Genomic DNA, 21,230 nt, shown 5'->3' on the forward strand with positions numbered 1-21,230 from the left:
TCTCTATTTGTAACACAATCAAGCATTTTGATGCTAAAGGGCTTGATTTGCGCGGCATGCGGGGCAACTCTGATGGTATGAATGTACCCAGACTTCCAGTTGGCTCGATTGCCCCTCAGAAACCTGTAGAGCAGGTCGCATTTCATCGAACCGAGCTTTCGGTGATCTTGTCGCTATACGGCAGAATGGTCGCGGCGGGTGAATGGCGTGACTATGGTATTTCGTGCTTGCGAGAAGTGGCAGTGTTTTCGGTCTTTCGTCGTACCGCCGAGATGCCACTCTACCGGATAGAGAAACGGCCTAAACTACGCCTGAAACAAGGTGAATACGCTGTGATTGGCTTAAACGGTCAGGTTCTGAAAAGGGGCCATGATCTCAAGGGTGTTTTACGCGTGCTGGAGCGGAAGTTGATCCGGGCGATTGATTGATGGAGAAGCAATTTGGATGATTTTGCTGCCGCTGGACAAGTAGAGCAAAGCGCCATTCCCGTCATTGACGTGGGGCCAGCACTGAACGGCTCTGATGTTGAGGGGGTTGCAGACCAAATACACCGTGCAGCCACTGAGATTGGGTTTTTTTACATCAACGGTCACGGGATTTTGCCTGATATGATGGACGCCGCCTTTGCCGTGGCGCAGGATTTTTTTGCCCAACGAGCGAGCATCAAAGAAACCGTCGCCGTCAACACGAACCAGCGTGGGTGGATGGCCACGGGGATGTCGACCCTCCAAGGGGCCAAGACCCACGATTTGAAGGAAGTGTTCTTCTGGGGGCCGCAAACAGCAGCGAACGATGTAGATATTCTTGCGGGCAAACCGTTGGTGGCGATCAATCAATGGCCCGATAAAGCTTATCCCCGTTTGCGCAAAGATCTGACGCCATATTACAACGCGGTCTGCGCCGTGGCGCGGCATGTGATGTCTGCACTTGCGCTCAGCCTTGATCGCCCGGCTGATTTCTTCGCCAAAGCCTATGAAAAACCATTGGCGCGAGGGCAGTTGGTTTATTACCCGCCTTCAACAGCGACGGATGACGCGGAAGAGCGGTTTGGTGTGGCGGCGCACACGGATTTTGGCGTTTTGACATTCTTATTGCAAGACATGAACGGTGGTTTGCAGGTCAAACTCAAGTCAGGCGAATGGATCGAGGCCCCGCCTATTGCGGGTACATTGGTCTGCAATATCGGTGATCTTCTGGCGCGGTGGAGCAATGACCGCTTCGCCTCAACCCTACACCGCGTGATCAATAGATCCGGCCGCGCCCGCTATTCCATTCCTGTGTTCTTTGACCCTCACACGGATACTATTGTGGACCCCCGTGATCTGGGCATACCAGATTCCGCGTGCCTCTACCCGCCCGTTAAAGCTGGGGAGCATATCGCTGGACGCAACAAAAAGAGCTTTGCGCAGTTCAAGAAGGAATAACCAGCCTGCGATGTGCAGTGATGGCTCCGTCGGTTTGCGCGATACGGTCAATGGCGTCTTGGATCGGCTCGAAGACCACCGCCATTGCATGTGCATTGGCGTGAATGAGTGTCTCTTCATCCCATACGAGAGCCACATGCCCTTTCCAGAAAAGCAGGTCATTCCGCTCTGGTACGGCCGTATCGTCAAGCAGGGTACCCAGCTCGGCTTCTTGCATATCGCTGTCACCGGGGCAGGATATGTTACAGGCAGCACAGGCTGCTTGCACCAGACCAGAGCAATCAATGCCCCAGCGGCTATTACCGCCCCACAGGTAGGGCGTGCCTGCATAAAGGGAGGCGATATCGGCAGGATCATCTGCAAAATCATCAATTGCAGTGATGTGCTGTACCGGCACGAAGCCGTGCGAAGTCTGGATGAAACCGTCTTGCTCGCCCGAGGAAGCGAGTAAGCTGCCGTGGCTCATGGCACTCCGGTCAATCGATTTGAATGCCGCGTTTTGATATCCGTGGCTGCCAGGTGCGCTGACTTTATGGGTCAAAACCTGTGGCTTGGTCAGCGAGGCAACGCCTACAAACCCGCAATAGTCATCTGCATTTGCTTGGACATAGGCCCAGCCCTCATGCCGCCATAGAACTTTGACCTCCGCACCCAGCAAAAGCTGGCGATCTCGCGCACCGTTGGGTTTGCGCAGAAGGTTCACCACCCCGCGCCCGATTTGCGCGTCTTCATTCAGGCCGGAAAATTCGGGATCGGGGGTCAGTCGGGCGTGGGTCATTTGGTCAATATCCTGTCGAGAGCGTCTAGCAATGCGCGGGTGCCTTGCCCCACGCCCCCCTTGGCGCGCGCGGGTGCGGCGACGGGTTGCCAGCCGTATATGTCGAAGTGCGCATAGTTGCTAGCAGTCACGAACCGCCTCAGAAAAAGGGCTGCGGTGATGCACCCTGCAAACCCGCCAGAGGGTGCATTATCGAGGTCGGCAACCACAGGCTCTATCATATTTTCATAGGGATCATGGAAGGGCAGGCGCCAGACAGGGTCCGCAACAGATGCAGCAGATGCCTCAAGAGCGGCAACAAACTTGGTATCATCGCTGAAATAGGGTGCGAGGTCGGGGCCAACTGCGACGCGTGCAGCGCCCGTCAGGGTTGCCATCGAGATGATTTGATCGGGTTTCTCTTCATCTGCCAAAGCTAATGCATCGGCCAGCACCAAACGACCCTCGGCATCGGTATTGTTGATCTCAACGGTTAGACCCTTGCGAGAAATCAGGATGTCCTGCGGGCGAAATGCGTTGCTAGAAACCGAGTTTTCAACGGCGGGGATTAGCACGCGAAGTTGCACCTGCACGCCTGTGGCCATGATCATATGCGCAAGGCCCAATACTGCGGCAGCACCGCCCATATCTTTTTTCATCAATCCCATTGAGGCACTGGGTTTCAGGTTCAAACCACCCGTGTCAAAACAAACACCCTTACCGACCAATGTGAGCTTGGGACCTGCATCGCCCCAACGCATGTCAATCAAGCGTGGCGCACGATCAGCGGCCCTGCCCACTGTGTGGATCATTGGCAGATTCGCCTTCAGTAGGTCCTCCCCCACAGTGACTTCAATCTTTGCGCCGTGCATATCGGCAAGATCGCGAGAGGCTTGCTCCAGATCGGGCGGCCCCATGTCGGAGGCAGGTGTATTGATCAGTGTGCGGGTGAGCGCTTCGCCATTTGCAATCGCTTCGACACGGGTGACGTCAACACCTGCGGGTGCGACCAGATAAGCAGTCATCGGAGGAATGGTTTTATAACGATCAAAGCGATAACTGCTCAGCAGCCAGCCAAGTGCTTCGATCTCTAACTGGTCCTTTGGCACGCCACTTGCGATACGGTACGTACCCGCAGGCAGTTTCACCGCCGCGGCCGCAAGATGGAACCTCCCCCGTTTCCGTGTTGTGTCGCTGCCGTACCCTACCACGGCAAGGGCGGGGTATTTGTCAGTGGCAGGCAGCGTGAGTGCCTGACCAATTGCACCGGTAAATCCGCTGGCCCGTGCCCATTCAGCAGTCGCCGCAGGCAACGTCGCTAGCCACGCATTCGCCTCATCCTGAGGTACGACATAAAGATTAATCACATCAGATGTGGTGGTGGCGAAACTTAATGTCATGGGCGTGCAGACCTTTCAGATGAAATACGTTCGCCAGCCTAGACAATCCTGCCCCCGCTGCAAGCGGCCTCAGATGCTCAGGTCTTCCATAGACCATATCGCTGATAGCGACCGCTCTCCAATCCGCAGCATCCTTGATAATGTGGCGGCAACAGCGACGTCATCGTCGGCATCAAGGCAAACGGTCACATCAGCGGCGACCTGCGCAAGGCGGTGCATTCCGATCTGGTCTGCAATCGCAATCAGTGACCGCGCATGTTTGCGTAGCTGCACAGGATTTTTGGAACGCCACAGCGCATCACACTGTGCTAAACGCACGGCCAACTCCTCCATCGCGCGGGAAATGACATTCCCCGCACCTGCTTCTCCCAACTGCGCATAGAGTGTTCCCAGCCTGACCTGATCCAGCTGGATTTGTTCGGCAACACGGATATTTACAATGTGGTTCATCTCTCACCCCTAAATTATGCCCCCACGGCTGACGTCCTTATGAGGGGCAGGAGTTTTTAAATGGTTGCCGCCAAGCGGTGTTTTCGCTCGAATTCGGTGATAATTCAGTCTAACTGTGTGCGAACAATTATCAGGAGGCCCGCTTTCCATGAACGAGGCAAAGCCCTTACCAAGCTACTTATTGCAGCGCTATCACGGTTGGAAAGCCACCACTTACGCGGAGAATAGCGCGTGGTACCGCAAGCTCGCGACAGGGGGGCAGCATCCCCGCGCGATGGTTATTTCGTGCTGTGACAGCCGAGTGCATGTGACATCGATTTTTGGCGCGGATCAGGGAGAGTTCTTTATCCACCGTAATATCGCCAACCTTGTACCGGCTTATAAACCGGATGGGGCGCAGCACGGAACCTCGGCCGCAGTGGAATACGCAGTGCGTGTGCTGAAAGTTGCGCATCTTATTGTGTTGGGTCACTCGAATTGTGGTGGCGTGCAGGGGTGTCTGGACATGTGCACAGGCCATGCGCCTGACCTCGACGAAAAAGAGAGTTTTGTCGGGCGATGGATGGACATCTTGCGACCCAAGTACGAGTTGGTCAAGGATATCGCTGATCCCGCAGAGCAGGTTCGCCAGCTCGAAAAGCACTCGATTATGATCTCGCTCGAAAACTTAATGACGTTTCCATGGCTTGCGGAGAAGGTCACATCAGGTGATTTGACGATACATGGAATGTGGACCGATATCGCCGAAGGCGGTCTGGAGTACTATAGCCCCGAGACGCAGTTGTTCGAGCCAGTCTAAGCCCAGGTGTGTTTGGTGTTTCTAAACAAGGTATTTGAATGTCTGAGTTTCTGAGTCTTGCTGGGCAGAACTTGCTCTCACCGATCATCCTCAGCTTTGTGCTTGGTCTTTTGGCAGCGCTTGCCCAGTCTGATTTGAACATTCCCGAGGCTGTTGCAAAGGGCATGTCGATCTATTTGCTGTTCGCCATCGGCTTCAAGGGCGGGGCCAGTGTTGCTTCCTACGGACTTGATGCGCGGCTGGGCTTTTCCTTGCTTGCGGGAATAGTTTTGTCTGCTCTGCTGCCTATCATTGCTTTTGGATTGCTGAAGGTGATGACGGGGATGAGTCGTCTGGACGCTGCGGCAGTTGCTGCGCATTATGGCTCGATCTCGATCGTGACCTTTGTTGCGGCGACTTCGGTGTTGGAAGGGCGAGGCATCCCGTCCGAAGGATACATGGTAGCAGTCGCCGCAGCCATGGAGGCGCCTGCGATCCTGTCCGCGCTTTGGCTCATTTCACGTGGCGGTGGTGCTGACTCCAAAGGGATGGACAGTGCGTTGCTGCGGGAGATCATGCTCAACGGCTCCATCGTTTTGCTGGTTGGCGCTTTTGCAATAGGCTGGGTTACTGGAGAGCAGGGCCTCAAGGAAATCGAGAGCTTTATCGTTAACCCGTTCAAAGGGGTGCTGTGCCTCTTCCTGCTGGATATGGGGTTAGTCGCCGGACGCGGTTTGCGCGGTGGTGGCGGTGTGTTGACTCGCGGTGTGCTGGCGTTTGGCGTCGTAATGCCCTTGGTAGGGGCTATGTTCGGCCTAGGGGCTGGCATGTTGCTGGGGCTGAGCTCTGGTGGTGTGGCGCTGATGATGGTGCTGTCTGCTTCGGCCTCCTACATCGCCGTCCCAGCCGCGATGCGCGTCGCCTTGCCCGAGGCGAACCCGTCGCTCTATCTCACTCTGTCGCTGGGTGTGACTTTTCCTTTTAACCTGACCATCGGTATCCCGCTCTATGTCGGAATTGCCATGGCCGTTAGCGGAGGCTGAATTATGGAAACTCACAAAGCGAAGCGGGTCGAAATCACCATCGAAAACGTGATGGAATCGCGCCTGACCGATGCGCTGCGCAAGGCGGGGGTGACGGGATATTCCATTCTGCCCGTTCTGGGCGGATCAGGCCGTTCGGGTCCATGGACACGTGCAGGTCAGGTAAGCCGTGCGCAGGGCATGGTGCAGGTGGTCTGCATTATTAAACCCGAGCGCCTTGATGCGCTACTTGATGCCGCCTTTGCCGTGGTAGAGCGGCACATCGGTGTGGTGAGCATCGTCGATTGTGACGTCCTGCGGGCCGAACGGTTTTAACGCACCGTTAACCGTACCTGACGCAGGCTTGGGTATGGAATTGGAATCAGTCACTCTCAAACTCCCCCGCGAACTTCTGTCTGGCGCACAACGTGTCGCGACAGCACGCGATGTCAGCATCGGCCATATGGTGCGCCAACTGCTCAAGCGGGAGGTGGACCGTCAACTTGGTACATCACGTGAAGGTGGTCCCGACAAGCGGCTTCTGACTGCGCTCAAAGCGCTGCTTGCGCGTGATATGGAAGAGGCGAGTGACTGGAGCGATCTGGCTGATCGGTTGCGCCTGCACGGCTATGAATTGCGTGAAGTGCGTGGCGGAATTATCCTGCGCAAATCCAGTTGCGGTACTCATGTTTGCAAGGCGGCCGAGATAGGCTTCTCCGAAGCAATACTGGCCAAACGTTTTGGCGCTCCGATGCCCCGTCCTGCACACATCAATACGCATCTGGGTGTAATGCCCGCAGGGGATATTGATGCAACGCGCCACGCGATGCTGTCAGAAAATTTTGCACAGGCCAAAGGCTGGCCTGACCTGATAAACCGACTTGCTTGTGTAGGGATGGAGCTGCGGCCTGTCGGCGCTGACCTTGGCGTGTACGTCGCAGCGACAAGCAGGCATCTATGCAACGCAGGTTCGATTGGTGCGCCGCTCGGCACGCTTGTCCATCGCTTTGGTGGTCCTTTACCGGGTCACTCTTAACCTGCGGTGATGGGCAAAGCCTAGACAAACTGCCGCGGTAAAATCAAAATGCGGAAATGAACTCGCAGCGTTAGGTCAGTGCAGCACCTTTCCATCGGGCCAGCGCACAACCTGCTCGATTGTAATTTGCTGGTTGGCTTCAGCGGCCAGTGAAAAGCTCCACTGCACAAGGCCGCGCCGCTCGTCCACGTCGGTCACGCTCGCCTTGGGCTGGGCATTCCATTCAATTATCAGATCATCCTGTTCGCTATAGGGACGCGCCTCAAGCAGCTCTACATCCCAGGCTTCACGACCAAGGTTTTCGATGTTCATGCGCACTTCCTGCGTTTGGGCATTGCTCCGGCTGATAAGACCGCGATCGCCTTCGCTTTGGTCGATGATCTTGTGACTTAGGCGAAGATCTTCGATTGGACCAAATGCTTGGGTGAGTGTCCCGCCTGCTGGCACTGCGGCAAAACTGCTGCGCCCCACCAGCGATCCATCAATAAACACCTGTGCGCTATCTGCGGCGAGCAAAGGTTCGAGGCCTTCGTTTTTTGCCTCTGCCATCAAGAAGGCAGTGCTGTCACGAGAAGGAACTGCCCGCGCAAATACGCGGGCGTTGAATTCGAGCGCGTCCAGTTCAACCCGCGCCCCTTCGGCACTTTGCGCGATGGTGAGCGGGGAGGGCAGTGTGTATGTCACACCAGGTCCGTCAAAGTTGGGCTGCGGCACCGGCGCTGCTTCCATCGCAACCATTGGTGCGCCGGCCACATCAGCACTCAAGCTGGACCGTTGGAGTTCTTTGCGCCGCTCAGGATCTTCAAAGCGGAGCAATGGGGGATACAGCTCGGAGGGTACAACCTGACCGCTTGGCGCAAGCGTAGAGAGCGTGAGAGCCACGTCTTCCCAATTCTCCCCGCTGTTTTGGTAGATCAGCGCGGCGCGGCGCAATGATATGCGACTATCATCACCTCGCGAAAGCACCACATCATATGTCGGCTGCCAAGAAGCGCGGGCGGGATAGCTTACTGAGGCAATAACGGTGCCAGTTTCCTGTGCCGCAATGGAAAGAGCCAGAAGCGCTTTTGGCTCTGCTGGTGGTGTGAGTGCGGCGAGGGCTGCACGGGCATCTGCAAGATTACGCTCAAGTGCTTCGCGCCCTTCTGCGATGTCCCTAACATCCCGAACGGCCTGTGCCTGCGCAAGTAGGGCATTCAAAATCTCGGCATCAATCATCTGCCCAAGCTCGGCCAATGCCTGTGGAGCGGAGGGCAAGGTATCGCTGGATGCGAGGCTCTCTAGAAATTTGACCCGTGCATCTGCTGCATTCGCACCAAATCCGGCATCTTGTGCGGCATCGTTTAACTCAAGCAGCGCGCGTTCTGCTGTCTTAATCTGTTCCTTCGCAGCAACCACCGCTTCGCTGTCATTGTTTGGCTGCGGCGGAAGTGCATCAGTGCGCAACCGCGTGCCGCTGAGGTTCGCACCGCTGACCGAGACACGCAAACTGCCCGCATCGATCCATTGCGGCAGATCGGGAAGCACAACTTCATGCACGCCAGCGTTCACATCAACGCTAATCTCGCGGGTAACCATAGCAAAACCGCTATAGACGGTCGCCGCCGTCGGAGCCGAGGTGACTGTATAAGTGTCGGCCAAAGCAGGAAGCGGGAGAGCGGCAAGGGCGAGAGGGAGCAAGCGCATATTTATGTGGTCCTTATGTTCAGCACCAACATGCATCGCGGCAGGCCAAAGAAAAAGGGGCGCCCGCGCAGGCACCCCTCAACCATATCCATATGGGCGGAAATCAGCCTTTCTTGAGGCACTCACGGCCGAGCAGTTCAGCGATCTGGACAGCGTTCAATGCAGCCCCTTTGCGCAGGTTATCGGAAACGCACCAAAGGTTAATGCCATTGTCGATTGTGCTGTCCTGACGGATGCGGCTGATGAAAGTTGCATAGTCGCCCACACATTCAATAGGGGAGACATAGCCGCCATCTTCACGCTTATCGATCACCATGATCCCAGGTGCTTCGCGCAGGATGTCACGCGCTTCGTTCTCGTCGAGGTGGTCTTCAAACTCGATGTTGATCGATTCGGAGTGACCTACAAACACAGGAACGCGCACACATGTCGCGGTGACTTTGATTTTGGGGTCGACGATCTTTTTCGTCTCGACCATCATCTTCCACTCTTCCTTTGTATCGCCGGAATCCATGAACACGTCGATTTGCGGGATTACGTTGAAGGCGATCTGTTTTTGGAACTTCTTTGGCGGCACATCGGTGACAGGATTATAGATGCTCTTGGTTTGATCCCAAAGCTCGTCTGCCCCTTCCTTACCAGAACCGGAGACGGACTGGTACGTGCTCACCACAACGCGCTTGATCGTGGCACGATCATGCAGCGGCTTGAGCGCCACAACCATCTGCGCAGTAGAACAGTTCGGGTTAGCGATGATGTTCTTGTTTTTATAGTCGTGGATCGCTTGCGGGTTCACTTCTGGCACGATCAGCGGGATCGCCGGATCATAGCGGTAGAGCGAGGAATTATCGATCACAACGCAGCCTTGCTTGGCCGCGATGGGCGCGTATTTCGCAGTGGCCTCGGAACCGACAGCAAACAGCGCCATATCCCAGCCCGTGAAGTCAAACGTATCAAGGTCTTTCGTCTTAAGCGTTCTGTCGCCAAAGCTGACGTCCGTGCCCAAGGAACGGCGGCTGGCCAATACGGCCATTTCGTCCACAGGGAACTGGCGCTCGGCCAGAATGTTCAGCATTTCGCGGCCCACATTTCCAGTGGCCCCCACGACGACTACGCGATAACCCATCTCGTTTTCTCCAATATTGATGGTTGATGGTCAGCGCCTGTTATACCGCTTTAGGCCTTATTGAAAGAGGTTGGGCGATCAGCGTTCGGTATCGCGGGAAAACAGATAGATGATGAGGCCAATGCTCAACAGTATGGCGAAAAAACCAAGGATTAGGCTGTAGGGAAGGGACGCCGACAAACTGCCTGAGTACTCCGCGTGAATCCGCCCAGTGGCGAACTGTGCGATGCCCACGCCGCCGATGCTGCAGAGGTTGAGCATCGTCACTCCGCGCCCCACAAGATGCGGCGGCAAGAAGCTGCGGCCATGCGCCATGATCGCTGGATAGGTTGAGCCAAATAAACCGATGGCGCACATCAGGATGATGATCCAGATGACACTGTGATCGACGAGCATAATCATCCCGAAAGTGGACAAGAGCATGCCAGCACTGCCGATAAAAATAACCCATTTTAACGTGCGAAATATATTGTCGAGCTTGCTATAGATGAACGGCCCAACCACCATCGCGATCCCCATGGCAAGGGTTGCTTGCCCGATCACGCGAGGGGGGGAATTGAATACTTCGGTAAGGTAGGGTCCGATCCACAAGCCGCGCAGTGCGCCAACTTCGGCGTAGCTTACCAGCATGAGCGGGAAGATGAACCATAGCGCACGGATGCGCAGGACTTCGGCAAAGCTGCCCTTTTGCTCGGATGCCTCTTTGATCGGATCACGTACAGCGAGCCAGATGCCTGCCGCCGTCGCGCTGCTCAGGGCGCATAATGTCCATAGGGCGGCGCGCCACCCCATAGTTTCTGCCGCGAGAGTGGTGGGATAGGACGCAACGATATTGCCGAGCATGCCAACCCCGACCATCATCGATGCAAGAAAAGCAAAGCGTACAGGCGGATGATCCAATGCAAAGATATAGTAGGACGCCATCAAAACAGGTGCGCACCCAACTCCAATCAGCGCCATAGCAATCGAGACATGAAGCGGGGAGGTCGCAAGGGCGAAAACCGCAGCACCGCCACCGCCTCCTAGAAGCAGGAGCGTGGCTGCCGTGCGCCGTGGCCCAATGGTATCAAGTGCCCAACCGATCGGCGGTTGCATCGCAGCAAAAGTGATGAACCACAAGCCGGAGGCAAAAGCGAGGTCCTCAGGCGTGGCCGCGATGTCTGTCGCCAGAAACGGGCTGAGCACTGCGAGGAAGGCGCGAAAAAACTGGCTCAGCACATAGGCAAAGGCGAGCAGCGCAATACCAGCATTCATCCTTTGGTCGCCTGCCATTTTTTAGCCAAGGCGCGTGCCGCCTGACCTAGCAGCAGTACATCAGCACCTACTGCCACAAACTGTGCTCCCGCAGCGATGGCATCATTCGTCATCTCGTCACGCGTGGACAGGATGCCGGGCGCTTTGCCTGCCGCTCTTATCCGCTTGAGGGCATCCATGATCGTCGCCTGTACATCCGGATGGGCGGCGTTGCCCATGTGGCCCATATCAGCAGCCAGATCGGCAGGGCCGATAAACACACCGTCCACACCCTCAAGGGCAAGGATATCATCCAACGCCGTAAGTCCGCGCAAGTTTTCCACCTGTAGAAGCAAGCAAATTTGCGCATCAGCAGTGGTTCCATAATCTGCTATTGTACTAAAACGTGACGCCCGTGCCAGTGCATAGCCGACCCCACGGTCACCATGCGGAGGATAGTTTACATCGCGTACCAGTTGGCGTGCCTGCTCAACCGTCTCGACCATCGGGATAAGAAGGGTTTGCGCCCCTGCATCGAGCGTCTGCTTGACCATATACGTCTCGCCCACGGGAAGGCGGACAACGGCATGGGTGTTTGTACCTGCCAAAACCTGCAGCTGCGCGAGGATGGAGCGCAGGTCATTTGGCCCATGTTCTCCATCGACCACCAGCCAGTCAAAGCCAGCTTGTCCCATCATCTCGGCTGAAAAGGTATCGGCCAGACCCAACCAGCAGCCGAATTGCATTTCACCCTGTTTGAGGGCTCTCTTGAACGGATTGATCGGTGCGGGCATCGGGGCAGTCCTTTTCTTGGGTGTCATCGCACCCTACCGCTGGACTCTCCTGATTGACCAGAGATTGATCATCACCTCGAATATGGTCCCATATGGCCTTGATCTCACGCGGGATCGTTTTCGGCAGGCGCATGGTTTGACTTGCGGTTGGTATCGGATGTGCTGCCCGTGCAATCCCCGCAGCAGAGGATGCGCGCAGCACGCCATCCCTGACCAATGTTTGAAACAGCGTTTGCGCCACATCAGGCGCTAATTTGAGATGCCGCGCCAACATCGCGGGATCCGCTTTTGCCTGTGCCCGCACAATAACCTTTGCCCATGCATATGTCGCCGAAGACACGGGAGGCAGCGCAGAGGCTGTTGAGGTGAGAGTCGACGCAGGCAGGGCAGCGGCACCGGAGAGAGCACCAAGTGAAGCGGTAAATTGTCTTCTGTTCATACGCCCAAGATAGTAACGACAGCCTCGGATTGCGAGTTATTCGAAAATTGAGCGAGTCAAAGGACCTTGATCACGTCTTTATCAATCGCCAGCATATAGCCGCGGCGTGCGATGTTTTTTACCAGTAACTCGCTTACCATCTGGTTGCCCAATGTATCGCGCAACCGCTTGATCCGCGTGGCGCCAGCCGCCTCGTCACAGTCGGCTGACGCGCGACCAGAAATCACACCCTCAATTTCGGAGCCGGTGAGGATGTCGTCGTCCATCCGCGCCTCGGCCAGCACGGCCAATGTCTCCATCGCCGCATCGGTAAGTTTGAATCCGAGATTATTGAGATAGACTTTGTTTTCCTCGCGACTGATTAGAAGGGAGGAAACTTGAATTCCCGTTCTCTCAATCTGGGCCATACGGCGGTTGAATGTGATAAGTAGTGTGAGAAATACGACTGCTGCCACCAACATCGCAGCAGCAAAGATGAGCAGGACACCAATCAGCACACGGTAGTTGCGTAAAGTGTCTGAAAAGGCAGTGCCAGATTGTGCCAGAATCTCCAGAAGCTTGATCTCGGAGGCGGACGTCAGATTGTCATTCTCGATAAAGATACGCTCAACCCGTGAGTTAAACGCATTGGCATCGGGCAGCGCCCAAAACATCACAACCGCCCCGATCACGAGCAATCCAGCCACGGCACAAATGCCAATGACAACAAACCGGCCACCGTCGCGGCGCATGTCAGAAGCGGAGGAAGTTTGATCCGGCACTGTTTTTCCTTTGCGCAAGTCCTTCAGGCCCGAAGACTGATACGACATTAAGCAGTTTCCAGTTCTGCGCACGCAACCGTTGGTCAAGTTGCGCACGTGCCGATGCTTTGGTGCACGGGCCTGTCACCTTCGCAACACCGTAATGCAGCCGAAGGGGGTTGTCCTGCTTGGCCTTGTAGTCGGCATAGCAATCCGCTGCGAAGGCAGGGGTACTGAGGATGAGCAACAAGGTGGCAAGAAAGGGGAGGTAAATATGTTTCATGAGGCCAAAGATGCGTTTTCTCGACCTGATATACAATAACAGGCTGCCTTCGCACTGGATGTTATCCAATAGCAGGGCGCTGTTATTGCCTGTCTGAAGCGGGTAACGCCAAATTGATCCCATACCGCAGCACGTCGTCGGCGTGCAGCCTCTTCACTCTAAAAGGATCACTCTCATGAACCTCACTTTCCCCACCCGCCTCATTGGAACTTTCACTGCTGTCGCGATTGCAGTGACGACATTTACCGCAGCACCAGCCTATGCTGACAATGACCGCGCGGCGCGTACCATCGCTACGCTCCTTGGCCTCGCTGTCGTGGGCAAGATAATTCATGACAATAACAAGGATCGCTCGGATGGGCATGTTACCGTCAATCGCCGAAGCCACGAGGTAGGCCGCGGCACAGTCAAGCCACGCCCCCTGCCACGGCGTGTAGGCCGCGCTGCGTTGCCGTCGCAATGTTTTCGCAGTTTTCAGACCCGGCGCGGACAGGTGAATATGTTTGTCAGACGCTGTCTTGAGAGAAATTACCGTGCTGTGCACCGGTTGCCGCAAAACTGCGCCCAGCGTGTCCGTACAGACCGTGGGATACGAGCGGGCTTTGACGCACGATGCTTGCGCCGCAACGGATACCGCGTTGCGCGTCGTTAACATGGAATTCAACGCGGATGTCGTTTGAGGCAGTGCGTTGAGATCACGCTGCAGTTAAGATAGCGTGATGTGGGGAGGGGAGGATGTTCGGGCATCTCTCCCCTTTTTCTCTTGCACCTTTTCTCGTCATGAGATTTTCGTGACGATATGGAACCTGACTATTCATTCGAGATTGCCGCCCAAGCTCACGGCTATGTTCGCATTGCTGGTGTTGATGAAGTTGGCCGTGGTCCATTAGCCGGGCCTGTCACAGCAGCAGCAGTTGTGCTGGACCCGACCTGCATCCCCGAAGGACTGAACGATAGTAAAAAGCTAACCCATAAGAAACGTGAAGCGCTGTATGCGCAGATTATGGAGGTGGCGGATGTTTCAATCGCTCATGCGAGTGTTGAAGAAATCGACGAACACAACATTCTCCGCGCAAGCCACATTGCCATGGTTCGCGCATTGGAGGGTCTCTCGACACCGCCAGACTATTGCCTGATTGACGGGAACATGGTGCCGCGCGGATTGTTGTTGCCCTCCGAGACAATCATCAAGGGTGATGCCCGTTCTGTTTCGATTTCAGCGGCCTCAATTATGGCCAAAATATGTCGAGATTATGTCATGTTGTCCTTGGCGCAACAGCACCCCGGATATGGCTGGGAGACGAACATGGGATATGGATCAAAAAGACACATGTCTGCACTTCAAGAATTGGGCGTAACCCCACACCATAGACGTTCGTTCAAGCCGGTACACAACATCTTGTGGCAAGAATAATTCCTAATACTTTGATTCAATAAACAAATTGACCACGAATCATGCAGCAGTCATGTTAGGTCTCAAGCAACGAGTGCAAAAAATGCACCGGGCAATGAGGCAGAGCAATGACAGTAAAAAAGAAGGAAGCGCATGCGCTTCCGCTGAACACGATCCTTGATGGCGACTGTATCGAGGTGATGAATTCACTCCCCGAAGCAAGTATCGATCTCATTTTTGCAGACCCCCCGTATAACCTCCAGTTGCGTGGCGATCTGCACCGTCCTGACAACTCCAAAGTGGATGCTGTCGATAATGACTGGGATCAGTTTGACAGCTTTGCCGTCTATGACAAGTTTACTAAAGCATGGTTAAAAGCGGCGCGGCGCCTGCTCAAGCCGAATGGCGCGATTTGGGTCATCGGCAGCTATCACAACATCTTCCGTGTTGGCGCTGCGTTGCAGGATCAGGGCTACTGGATCCTAAATGATGTGGTTTGGCGGAAGTCGAACCCGATGCCGAACTTCCGCGGTAAACGTTTTACCAATGCCCATGAAACGATGATCTGGGCGGGTAAGGACGAGGCAAGCAAATACACCTTTAACTACGAGGCGCTCAAGGCGTTGAACGAAGGCATCCAGATGCGCAGCGATTGGGTTCTTCCGATTTGTAATGGCCACGAGCGTCTGAAAAATGAGGACGGTGACAAAGCGCACCCCACTCAAAAGCCCGAAAGCCTGCTGCACCGTGTGCTGGTCGGTTCCACCAACCCTGGCGACGTGATCCTGGACCCGTTCTTTGGCACAGGCACCACCGGCGCAGTGGCTAAGATGCTGGGCCGTGATTTCATCGGAATCGAGCGTGAGGAAGAATACCGCAAGGTGGCCACCAAACGCATCGCAAGTGTGCGTAAATTCGACAATGAAGCACTCCAGACCACCACTTCCAAGCGCGCTGAACCACGTGTCCCCTTTGGCCAGCTGGTCGAGCGGGGCATGCTGCGCCCGGGCGAGAACCTCTATTCCATGAACAACCGTCACAAAGCCAAAGTGCGTGCAGATGGCACGTTGATTGGCGCTGATGTCAAAGGCTCCATCCATCAAGTAGGTGCTGCCCTCGAAGGAGCCCCCAGCTGTAACGGATGGACATACTGGTGCTATAAAAAAGAAGGAAAAACCGTCTCAATCGACGTTTTGCGCCAGCAAATCAGGGCAGAAATGCAAGCCTGATTCACCACCTTATTTCGAACACCGCCAGTGTCACCGCACCCTCCATATGAGGCATGCGCCGATGACACTCACCTTGGCCCCGCCGTTATGGCGGGGCTTTTTTTGTTGAACACTATACCGACAAGAGACGAATTAAACTGCGCGGGTAGGTATAACAATTTGTAACGCCTCTCAGATCGCGGCCCACATGTTCCCTTGCTTAATTCACACGCGCACGCTTGCGCACGCCGCTGCGCATTGCCTGCTCGACATAGCGTACGCCAAACTCCGACTTGTTCACGACGTAGAGAACGCCAGCAGAGGCCGCTTTTTCCCACATAAAAGGAGTGGGCCAATCACTGACCATAATTACAGGAATTGTGGAGAGTTTCGGGTTAGAGGCCAGCTCGATTGCAAATTCTGCCCCCAAACCGTCCGGCATGTTGTTGTCCAACAAAATGAGCGAGATCTTACCAGATACCAGTGCCTCACGCGCAGATTGAAGCGTCGCTGCGACTTGAACCTGCATCTTGCCTTGCGATCGTCCCACCACGCGGGTCATCATCTGTTGGTCGAACTGGCTGTCTTCGACAATCAAACATGTCGCATTTTTTTGCGGAATTGCGGTGGCGTGCTGCTGCATAAGAATCCCCTGACAACTGTGTTACGTCGAAGGTATCGCAGCGGGGGATTAAGATGACCTTAGCGCGGCTGCGGGGTTTCAGCCTTGTTGTAAGCCTGCCAATCTAGGATTTCGGGATAGTACTGCTCGCGCCAGCGACGCACGCGCGGATTCATAAAGCGCCGCCAGAGCGGTGGCATCATCGCCATCACAGTCATCACTGGATAGCCGTAGGGCAGTTGAGGCGCTTCTTCAGGGCCATAGTTTTGCAACACGGCAAAGCGGCGGTCGGGCTTATAGTGGTGGTCTGAATGGCGTTGTAGATTGATGAGCAACCAGTTGGATGCCTTATGTGCCGCATTCCAGCTGTGGTGCGGTTGGACGTGCTCATATTTGCCGTCCCCCAGATGTTTGCGGGTCAGGCCGTAGTGCTCGATGTAATTGACCAGTTCCAGCTGCCAGATCGCAACGCCAGCCTGCACCACAAACAGCCCCACACCCGACCAGCCACCAAGGGCAAAGGCCATGACAAACAACCCCAGCTGCAAACCCCAATAGCGCCAGAATGGATTGCTCAGGTCGGTCCATGGCAGGTCCTTACGTGCCAGCATCGCCTTTTCCGCACCAAATGCGCTGTGCCAACATTCACGCAGCACGCGCGGGTAATAGCGGTGGAAACCCTCGTTATAGCGCGCTGTCACGGGATCGCGCGGGGTCGCCACATAGCGATGATGCACCAGAAGATGCTCAGAGCGGAAATGGGAGTAGAGAACCATCGCCAAAAGGGCATCCGCCATCCAGCGCTCCATCTTGCTCTTTTGATGCATCAGTTCGTGGGAATAGTTAATCCCCACAGTCCCCGTAATCACGCCAAGACCAAAGAATACGCCAACGCGTTCAAGTGCGCTCAGATGCTCTGCCTGAGGGACATACCAGAGCAGGCTGATCAACAAAATAAACTGCACAGGGGCCCAAACGATCGTGATCATCTTGTACCAGAAAAGGTCGTCTTCGGTTGCACTAAGGTCTGCGTTTTCCCTATTCAGCCCGAGGGCCGCATCAAGAAGAGAAAACATATACCAAGTGACCAGCGGTACGATCAGTAGTGTCCAACCCCCAAACAGCGCCCCAACCCACACCAACGGGATCAGCCCGAAGGATATCCAGAATGGCAAGGCGCGGCTGAGTTTTGACATCTCGGAAGGCGGAATCGTTACATCTGTCATGGGTTTGGCCTCAAACTGTTGGACAGACTATATCAAAGGTCCGTGTGTTGTCATATGTGGCGTTACGTCATCGCGGAGCAGGTTAAACGCCTTGCGCATCACGGTTGGCAGGTCCGAGGGCCGAAAATCTGTGTGTGGCTTGAACGTGCCCACATGCGGCGCCTCATTCTGCGACAGCTCTGCCGTCATTACGCGCAGGATGAGATGAAAATGCGTAAAGGTGTGGCGCACCTCTCCTTCGACTTCTTCCCAATCTCCTTGTGCGGGTGGGGCGCTCTCTGGATGGGGTAGACTGATCTCGACCCATTCCGACCCGGGCCAGCCGAGCATACCGCCAAGCAACCCTTTTTCGGGGCGTGTTTCCAACAGCCACGCACCATCGCTCCGGCGACCGAGATAGACGGTGCCATGACGGACCGGTTTTGCTTTTTTCGGAAGCTTTTTGGGCAATGCTGCCATCGTTCCCGCACGACGTGCTGCGCAGGGCTCATGAACTGGACAAATACCACAAGCAGGTGATTTTGGCGTACAGATGGTGGCACCCAAATCCATAACGGCCTGAGCATAATCGCCAGCCCGCACATCAGGGGTGTGGGTTTGCGCATGCATCATCAGCTGCGGTTTCGCGTCGGGAAGGGGGGTATGCTCATCGTATAGCCGTGCCATAACCCGTTCTACGTTACCATCCAGAACGGCGTGGGGCAGATCAAACGCGATCGAGGAGACGGCTGCGGCTGTATACGGCCCGACACCGGGCAATTTCAGAAGTTCCGCATGATCAGCGGGGAAAGTCCCGTCATACTCCTCAACAACAGCACGTGCGCATTTCAGCAGATTGCGTGCGCGGGCATAATACCCAAGGCCCGCCCATTCTGCCATGACATCAGCATCCTCAGCAGCCGCCAGATCGCGCACTGTGGGCCACCGGGCGATAAATTTTCTGAAATAGTCCTTCACCGTGGCAACAGTTGTCTGTTGTAACATGATCTCGCTCATCCAGATGGCGTAGGGATCGGGAATTTGCCCTGCGGCACGGTCCTGCGGCGACACGCGCCAAGGCATCTCACGGGCATGGACATCATACCAATCCAACAACATTACAGAGATGTTATTCTTATCACGCACTGTTTATGAACCAATCCTGAATTGCTATAGTGGCACGGCCTGCGCGTTGCGCTATGATACCAGTCGAGAACATAGCGCGGCACCCCATTGGGTGCCAGCATCCACAGCAGAAAGCATGCAATGCCACCCCGCCGCACCACCACCAAAGGATTCGCTCGCACGGCAAGCTTGCTGACGAGCAAAATTCGCAAGGCCTCGGAAAGTCGCGGGTTTGCGCAGTCGCGACTGCTCACCAACTGGGCTGAAGTTGCGGGCGAAGATGCTGCCGCCATCTCAAGACCTGTTGAAGTTTCATATGGTCGCGGCGGTATGGGCGCCACGCTGACATTGCTCACCACAGGGGCTAATGCCCCCATCCTTGAAATGCAAAAAGAGCAACTGCGCGCACGAGTAAACGCGGTTTACGGCTATAACGCCATTGCGCGTGTCCGTGTTACCCAAACCGCCGCGACAGGGTTTTCTGAAGGGCAGGTCATGTTTGAGCATGCGCCGCAGAAAAAGATCGCAGTGCCTGACCCTGCGATCAAAGCAAAAGCCACACAAACCGCTGCCCCCATTGGTGACGAAAGCCTGCGCGATGCCCTTGCGCGGCTGGGCGAGAACATATTGAACAAACAAAACCGCTGAGCGCACGCCAGCCTGACATGACACCGAATAAAGGATGCACCATATGAACCGCAGAAACCTTCTCCTTGGCTCCGTTGCCGTACTTGGCCTTGGTGGCTGGTATATGACCAGCAACCGCAGCACGACGACTGTTGCCTTTCCTGACGCGCCACTGCCCGGTGCTGCGAATGCCCAAACAACCACTGGTGATGTCGATACTTCGTCTATTCCCGACATGATTTCGGGCAATCCTGATGCGACAGTTGAAGTGATTGAATATGCATCCTTTACGTGTCCGCATTGTGCGACCTTCCACACGGGCGCATTCAAAAAGCTGAAGTCCGAATACATCGACACAGGTAAGATCAAGTTCATTTACCGCGAAGTGTACTTTGATCGCTTCGGTCTTTGGGCATCCTTGATCGCGCGATGTGGTGGCGAAGAGAAATTCTTTGGTATCGCTGATCTGATCTATGCAGACCAGGACGGCTGGAGCCGTGCAGGTGATCCTGCCGCAATTGTCGAAGAGCTGCGTAAGATTGGCCGTTTGGCTGGTTTGGATAATGAGACGCTTGAGGCATGTTTGCAGGATGGCGACCGCGCCCAAAACCTTGTGGCATGGTATCAGGAGAACGCAAAAGCTGACGGTATCGACAGTACGCCGAGCTTTGTGATTAACGGTAAAAAGCACGCCAACATGTCCTATGAGGATATGAAGGCGATCATTGACGAAGCATTGGCAAACTGATGGCGGCGCCGCTCACAGGACTCAAGGTGATTGAGCTGGCGCGTGTGCTGGCGGGCCCATGGGCTGGTCAGACCTTTGCTGATCTGGGTGCGGAAGTGATAAAAGTGGAAAGCCCTACTGGCGACGACACACGCCAGTGGGGACCACCGTTTATCGACCGCGAAAATGATCACTCAGCCTCGTATTTCCACTCGACCAACCGTGGCAAGGCGTCTGTGGTTGTGGATCTGCGTACATCAGAGGGGCAAACAAAGATGCATGCGTTGCTCGAAGATGCTGACATTCTGATCGAGAATTTCAAGACAGACGGCCTTGCCAAATACGGCATGGATTATGACACGTTGAAAGAACGGTTTCCGAAGCTCATTTATTGCTCCATCACCGGCTTTGGCCACACAGGACCTTATGCCCACCGCGCGGGATATGACTTTATTATTCAAGGGATATCGGGCCTTATGTCGATTACAGGAGAGCCGGATCGACAGCCGCAAAAGCATGGCACGGCAATTACAGATGTATTTACAGGGATTTATTCAGTCGCGGCGATCCTCGCAGCCCTGCATCAGCGAAACACTACAGGCGTAGGTCAGCACATCGATATGTCGTTGCTGGATACAGCGGTCGCAATCACTGGCAACCAAGGGATGAACTATCTCACTACGGGCATCTCGCCAAACCGTATGGGGAATGCCCATCCAAATCTAACACCCTATGAGGTGTTTGAAACATCTGACGGGCACCTCATCATTGCGACTGGCAATGACGGCCAATACCAGCGCTTGTGTGATCTCCTTGGACTTGAAGGAATGGGAACTGATCCCGATTACGCCAAAAACGCAGACCGCGTTGCAAACCGTTCGGCAATGAATGCGCGCATTGAAGGCGCTACACGGTTGCGCACCCGTGATGATTTGTTGGCAAGCTGTGAGGCGCATAACGTCCCCGCAGGGCCAATCAACAAAATGGAAGATATGTTTAACGATCCTCAGGTGAAAGCGCGCGGTATGCAGATTGAGCTGGACGGTGTGCCGGGCATAAGATCGCCCTTCAAGTTTTCAGGTGCCGAACTGAATCTGTCGCGCCCTTCGCCCAAATTGGGCGAAGATGACTGAGGCGGGGAGCAATTTTTTCTGA

25 protein-coding genes are annotated in these 21,230 nt (G+C 55.2%); 12 read left to right on the plus strand and 13 right to left on the minus strand.

From position 1 onward, the window contains the following. The first annotated feature begins 77 nt into the window (after positions 1–77). Positions 78–428 (plus strand): DUF2794 domain-containing protein, encoded by a 351-nt coding sequence (locus Q0775_RS08625; RefSeq protein ID WP_298859287.1) that lies wholly within the window; start codon positions 78–80, stop codon positions 426–428. Positions 429–440: 12 nt separating this feature from the next. Continuing rightward, positions 441–1,424: a 2-oxoglutarate and iron-dependent oxygenase domain-containing protein gene (locus tag Q0775_RS08630; protein WP_298859289.1), complete on the plus strand. Its 984-nt coding sequence runs from the start codon at positions 441–443 to the stop codon at positions 1,422–1,424. Here the strand turns inward: Q0775_RS08630 and Q0775_RS08635 are convergent. The 3 genes from Q0775_RS08635 to Q0775_RS08645 all read right to left on the minus strand — a co-directional run bounded on the left by Q0775_RS08635 (position 1,411) and on the right by Q0775_RS08645 (position 4,031). After that, positions 1,411–2,202, minus strand: coding sequence for an NlpC/P60 family protein (locus Q0775_RS08635; protein ID WP_298859290.1), 792 nt, complete (start codon positions 2,200–2,202; stop codon positions 1,411–1,413). The two genes, Q0775_RS08630 and Q0775_RS08635, sit on opposite strands and share 14 nt — an antisense overlap. Beyond that, complete coding sequence (locus Q0775_RS08640) at positions 2,199–3,581, minus strand: M17 family metallopeptidase (RefSeq protein ID WP_298859292.1); 1,383 nt, start codon at positions 3,579–3,581, stop codon at positions 2,199–2,201. The genes Q0775_RS08635 and Q0775_RS08640 overlap by 4 nt, the downstream gene beginning before the upstream one ends. Before the next feature lie 69 nt (positions 3,582–3,650). Next, complete coding sequence (locus Q0775_RS08645) at positions 3,651–4,031, minus strand: hypothetical protein (protein WP_298859294.1); 381 nt, start codon at positions 4,029–4,031, stop codon at positions 3,651–3,653. Positions 4,032–4,179: 148 nt separating this feature from the next. Between Q0775_RS08645 and Q0775_RS08650 the strand changes: the two genes are divergently transcribed. The 4 genes from Q0775_RS08650 to Q0775_RS08665 are packed head-to-tail and all read left to right on the plus strand — an operon-like array spanning position 4,180 to position 6,867. Continuing rightward, complete coding sequence (locus Q0775_RS08650; RefSeq protein WP_298859296.1) at positions 4,180–4,830, plus strand: carbonic anhydrase; 651 nt, start codon at positions 4,180–4,182, stop codon at positions 4,828–4,830. A 38-nt stretch (positions 4,831–4,868) separates the two neighbouring features. Continuing rightward, on the plus strand, positions 4,869–5,852 hold the full coding sequence (locus Q0775_RS08655) for a sodium-dependent bicarbonate transport family permease (RefSeq protein WP_298859298.1): 984 nt from the start codon (positions 4,869–4,871) through the stop codon (positions 5,850–5,852). Between the two features lie 3 nt (positions 5,853–5,855). Further along, positions 5,856–6,167: a transcriptional regulator gene (locus Q0775_RS08660; RefSeq protein WP_298859300.1), complete on the plus strand. Its 312-nt coding sequence runs from the start codon at positions 5,856–5,858 to the stop codon at positions 6,165–6,167. Between the two features lie 34 nt (positions 6,168–6,201). Then, positions 6,202–6,867: a hypothetical protein gene (locus tag Q0775_RS08665; RefSeq protein WP_298859304.1), complete on the plus strand. Its 666-nt coding sequence runs from the start codon at positions 6,202–6,204 to the stop codon at positions 6,865–6,867. Positions 6,868–6,942: 75 nt separating this feature from the next. On the opposite strand, the gene Q0775_RS08670 is transcribed toward Q0775_RS08665, so the two are convergent. From Q0775_RS08670 to Q0775_RS08700, 7 genes are all read right to left on the minus strand, one after another. Continuing rightward, positions 6,943–8,553, minus strand: a complete 1,611-nt coding sequence (locus tag Q0775_RS08670) for a DUF4139 domain-containing protein (protein WP_298859306.1) — start codon at positions 8,551–8,553, stop codon at positions 6,943–6,945. A 103-nt stretch (positions 8,554–8,656) separates the two neighbouring features. Then, positions 8,657–9,679, minus strand: coding sequence for an aspartate-semialdehyde dehydrogenase (locus Q0775_RS08675; protein ID WP_298859308.1), 1,023 nt, complete (start codon positions 9,677–9,679; stop codon positions 8,657–8,659). Between the two features lie 78 nt (positions 9,680–9,757). Continuing rightward, entirely contained in the window at positions 9,758–10,933 is a 1,176-nt protein-coding gene (locus Q0775_RS08680; protein WP_298859311.1) for an MFS transporter, read from the minus strand. Beyond that, complete coding sequence (locus tag Q0775_RS08685; protein ID WP_298859313.1) at positions 10,930–11,706, minus strand: HpcH/HpaI aldolase/citrate lyase family protein; 777 nt, start codon at positions 11,704–11,706, stop codon at positions 10,930–10,932. Before Q0775_RS08685 ends, Q0775_RS08680 begins: the two co-directional genes overlap by 4 nt. Continuing rightward, complete coding sequence (locus Q0775_RS08690; protein ID WP_298859315.1) at positions 11,660–12,145, minus strand: hypothetical protein; 486 nt, start codon at positions 12,143–12,145, stop codon at positions 11,660–11,662. Before Q0775_RS08690 ends, Q0775_RS08685 begins: the two co-directional genes overlap by 47 nt. 56 nt (positions 12,146–12,201) lie before the next feature. Next, positions 12,202–12,906, minus strand: a complete 705-nt coding sequence (locus tag Q0775_RS08695; protein WP_298859317.1) for a hypothetical protein — start codon at positions 12,904–12,906, stop codon at positions 12,202–12,204. After that, the gene (locus tag Q0775_RS08700; RefSeq protein ID WP_298860007.1) at positions 12,878–13,168 is read right to left on the minus strand and encodes a hypothetical protein; all 291 of its coding nucleotides are present in this window, start codon (positions 13,166–13,168) and stop codon (positions 12,878–12,880) included. Before Q0775_RS08700 ends, Q0775_RS08695 begins: the two co-directional genes overlap by 29 nt. Before the next feature lie 175 nt (positions 13,169–13,343). On the opposite strand from Q0775_RS08700, the gene Q0775_RS08705 reads away from it, so the two are divergent. The 3 genes from Q0775_RS08705 (at position 13,344) to Q0775_RS08715 (ending at position 15,790) form a co-directional block, all read left to right on the plus strand. Continuing rightward, a complete protein-coding gene (locus Q0775_RS08705; RefSeq protein WP_298859319.1) occupies positions 13,344–13,820 on the plus strand; it encodes a hypothetical protein in 477 nt (158 codons plus the stop codon). 147 nt (positions 13,821–13,967) lie between these two features. Next, a complete protein-coding gene (locus Q0775_RS08710; protein ID WP_298859322.1) occupies positions 13,968–14,582 on the plus strand; it encodes a ribonuclease HII in 615 nt (204 codons plus the stop codon). Between the two features lie 107 nt (positions 14,583–14,689). Beyond that, complete coding sequence (locus tag Q0775_RS08715) at positions 14,690–15,790, plus strand: site-specific DNA-methyltransferase (RefSeq protein ID WP_298859324.1); 1,101 nt, start codon at positions 14,690–14,692, stop codon at positions 15,788–15,790. A gap of 199 nt (positions 15,791–15,989) precedes the next feature. Here Q0775_RS08715 and Q0775_RS08720 read toward each other — a convergent pair whose 3' ends face one another. Genes Q0775_RS08720 through mutY form a run of 3 tightly spaced genes read right to left on the minus strand, consistent with a single transcriptional unit; the run spans position 15,990 to position 18,742 of the window. Next, the gene (locus Q0775_RS08720; protein WP_298859326.1) at positions 15,990–16,412 is read right to left on the minus strand and encodes a response regulator; all 423 of its coding nucleotides are present in this window, start codon (positions 16,410–16,412) and stop codon (positions 15,990–15,992) included. Between the two features lie 59 nt (positions 16,413–16,471). After that, positions 16,472–17,617, minus strand: coding sequence for an alkane 1-monooxygenase (locus Q0775_RS08725; RefSeq protein WP_298859328.1), 1,146 nt, complete (start codon positions 17,615–17,617; stop codon positions 16,472–16,474). Between the two features lie 27 nt (positions 17,618–17,644). Then, positions 17,645–18,742 (minus strand): A/G-specific adenine glycosylase, encoded by a 1,098-nt coding sequence (mutY, locus tag Q0775_RS08730; RefSeq protein ID WP_298859330.1) that lies wholly within the window; start codon positions 18,740–18,742, stop codon positions 17,645–17,647. A 120-nt stretch (positions 18,743–18,862) separates the two neighbouring features. Here mutY and Q0775_RS08735 point away from each other — a divergent pair, with 120 nt between their 5' ends. The 3 genes from Q0775_RS08735 to Q0775_RS08745 are packed head-to-tail and all read left to right on the plus strand — an operon-like array spanning position 18,863 to position 21,208. Then, positions 18,863–19,369 (plus strand): DciA family protein, encoded by a 507-nt coding sequence (locus tag Q0775_RS08735; protein WP_298859332.1) that lies wholly within the window; start codon positions 18,863–18,865, stop codon positions 19,367–19,369. Between the two features lie 43 nt (positions 19,370–19,412). Further along, a complete protein-coding gene (locus Q0775_RS08740; protein WP_298859334.1) occupies positions 19,413–20,096 on the plus strand; it encodes a DsbA family protein in 684 nt (227 codons plus the stop codon). Next, positions 20,096–21,208, plus strand: coding sequence for a CaiB/BaiF CoA-transferase family protein (locus Q0775_RS08745; RefSeq protein ID WP_298859336.1), 1,113 nt, complete (start codon positions 20,096–20,098; stop codon positions 21,206–21,208). The genes Q0775_RS08740 and Q0775_RS08745 overlap by 1 nt, the downstream gene beginning before the upstream one ends. Positions 21,209–21,230 lie beyond the last annotated feature (22 nt).

This window comes from uncultured Sulfitobacter sp., assembly GCF_947499945.1.
Lineage (GTDB): Bacteria > Pseudomonadota > Alphaproteobacteria > Rhodobacterales > Rhodobacteraceae > Sulfitobacter.

Excerpts from the sequence above, each read along its gene's own strand:
- Q0775_RS08745 (WP_298859336.1), top strand. The coding sequence starts at position 20,096 with ATGGCGGCGCCGCTCACAGGACTCAAGGTGATTGAGCTGGCGCGTGTG.
- Q0775_RS08700 (WP_298860007.1), bottom strand. The coding sequence starts at position 13,168 with ATGAAACATATTTACCTCCCCTTTCTTGCCACCTTGTTGCTCATCCTC.
- Q0775_RS08690 (WP_298859315.1), bottom strand. The coding sequence starts at position 12,145 with ATGAACAGAAGACAATTTACCGCTTCACTTGGTGCTCTCTCCGGTGCC.
- Q0775_RS08670 (WP_298859306.1), bottom strand. The coding sequence starts at position 8,553 with ATGCGCTTGCTCCCTCTCGCCCTTGCCGCTCTCCCGCTTCCTGCTTTG.
- Q0775_RS08685 (WP_298859313.1), bottom strand. The coding sequence starts at position 11,706 with ATGCCCGCACCGATCAATCCGTTCAAGAGAGCCCTCAAACAGGGTGAA.
- Q0775_RS08625 (WP_298859287.1), top strand. The coding sequence starts at position 78 with ATGAATGTACCCAGACTTCCAGTTGGCTCGATTGCCCCTCAGAAACCT.
- Q0775_RS08650 (WP_298859296.1), top strand. The coding sequence starts at position 4,180 with ATGAACGAGGCAAAGCCCTTACCAAGCTACTTATTGCAGCGCTATCAC.
- Q0775_RS08680 (WP_298859311.1), bottom strand. The coding sequence starts at position 10,933 with ATGAATGCTGGTATTGCGCTGCTCGCCTTTGCCTATGTGCTGAGCCAG.
- Q0775_RS08665 (WP_298859304.1), top strand. The coding sequence starts at position 6,202 with ATGGAATTGGAATCAGTCACTCTCAAACTCCCCCGCGAACTTCTGTCT.
- Q0775_RS08705 (WP_298859319.1), top strand. The coding sequence starts at position 13,344 with ATGAACCTCACTTTCCCCACCCGCCTCATTGGAACTTTCACTGCTGTC.
- Q0775_RS08715 (WP_298859324.1), top strand. The coding sequence starts at position 14,690 with ATGACAGTAAAAAAGAAGGAAGCGCATGCGCTTCCGCTGAACACGATC.
- Q0775_RS08735 (WP_298859332.1), top strand. The coding sequence starts at position 18,863 with ATGCCACCCCGCCGCACCACCACCAAAGGATTCGCTCGCACGGCAAGC.
- Q0775_RS08635 (WP_298859290.1), bottom strand. The coding sequence starts at position 2,202 with ATGACCCACGCCCGACTGACCCCCGATCCCGAATTTTCCGGCCTGAAT.
- Q0775_RS08645 (WP_298859294.1), bottom strand. The coding sequence starts at position 4,031 with ATGAACCACATTGTAAATATCCGTGTTGCCGAACAAATCCAGCTGGAT.
- Q0775_RS08725 (WP_298859328.1), bottom strand. The coding sequence starts at position 17,617 with ATGACAGATGTAACGATTCCGCCTTCCGAGATGTCAAAACTCAGCCGC.
- Q0775_RS08740 (WP_298859334.1), top strand. The coding sequence starts at position 19,413 with ATGAACCGCAGAAACCTTCTCCTTGGCTCCGTTGCCGTACTTGGCCTT.
- Q0775_RS08660 (WP_298859300.1), top strand. The coding sequence starts at position 5,856 with ATGGAAACTCACAAAGCGAAGCGGGTCGAAATCACCATCGAAAACGTG.
- Q0775_RS08675 (WP_298859308.1), bottom strand. The coding sequence starts at position 9,679 with ATGGGTTATCGCGTAGTCGTCGTGGGGGCCACTGGAAATGTGGGCCGC.
- Q0775_RS08640 (WP_298859292.1), bottom strand. The coding sequence starts at position 3,581 with ATGACATTAAGTTTCGCCACCACCACATCTGATGTGATTAATCTTTAT.
- Q0775_RS08655 (WP_298859298.1), top strand. The coding sequence starts at position 4,869 with ATGTCTGAGTTTCTGAGTCTTGCTGGGCAGAACTTGCTCTCACCGATC.
- Q0775_RS08710 (WP_298859322.1), top strand. The coding sequence starts at position 13,968 with ATGGAACCTGACTATTCATTCGAGATTGCCGCCCAAGCTCACGGCTAT.
- Q0775_RS08720 (WP_298859326.1), bottom strand. The coding sequence starts at position 16,412 with ATGCAGCAGCACGCCACCGCAATTCCGCAAAAAAATGCGACATGTTTG.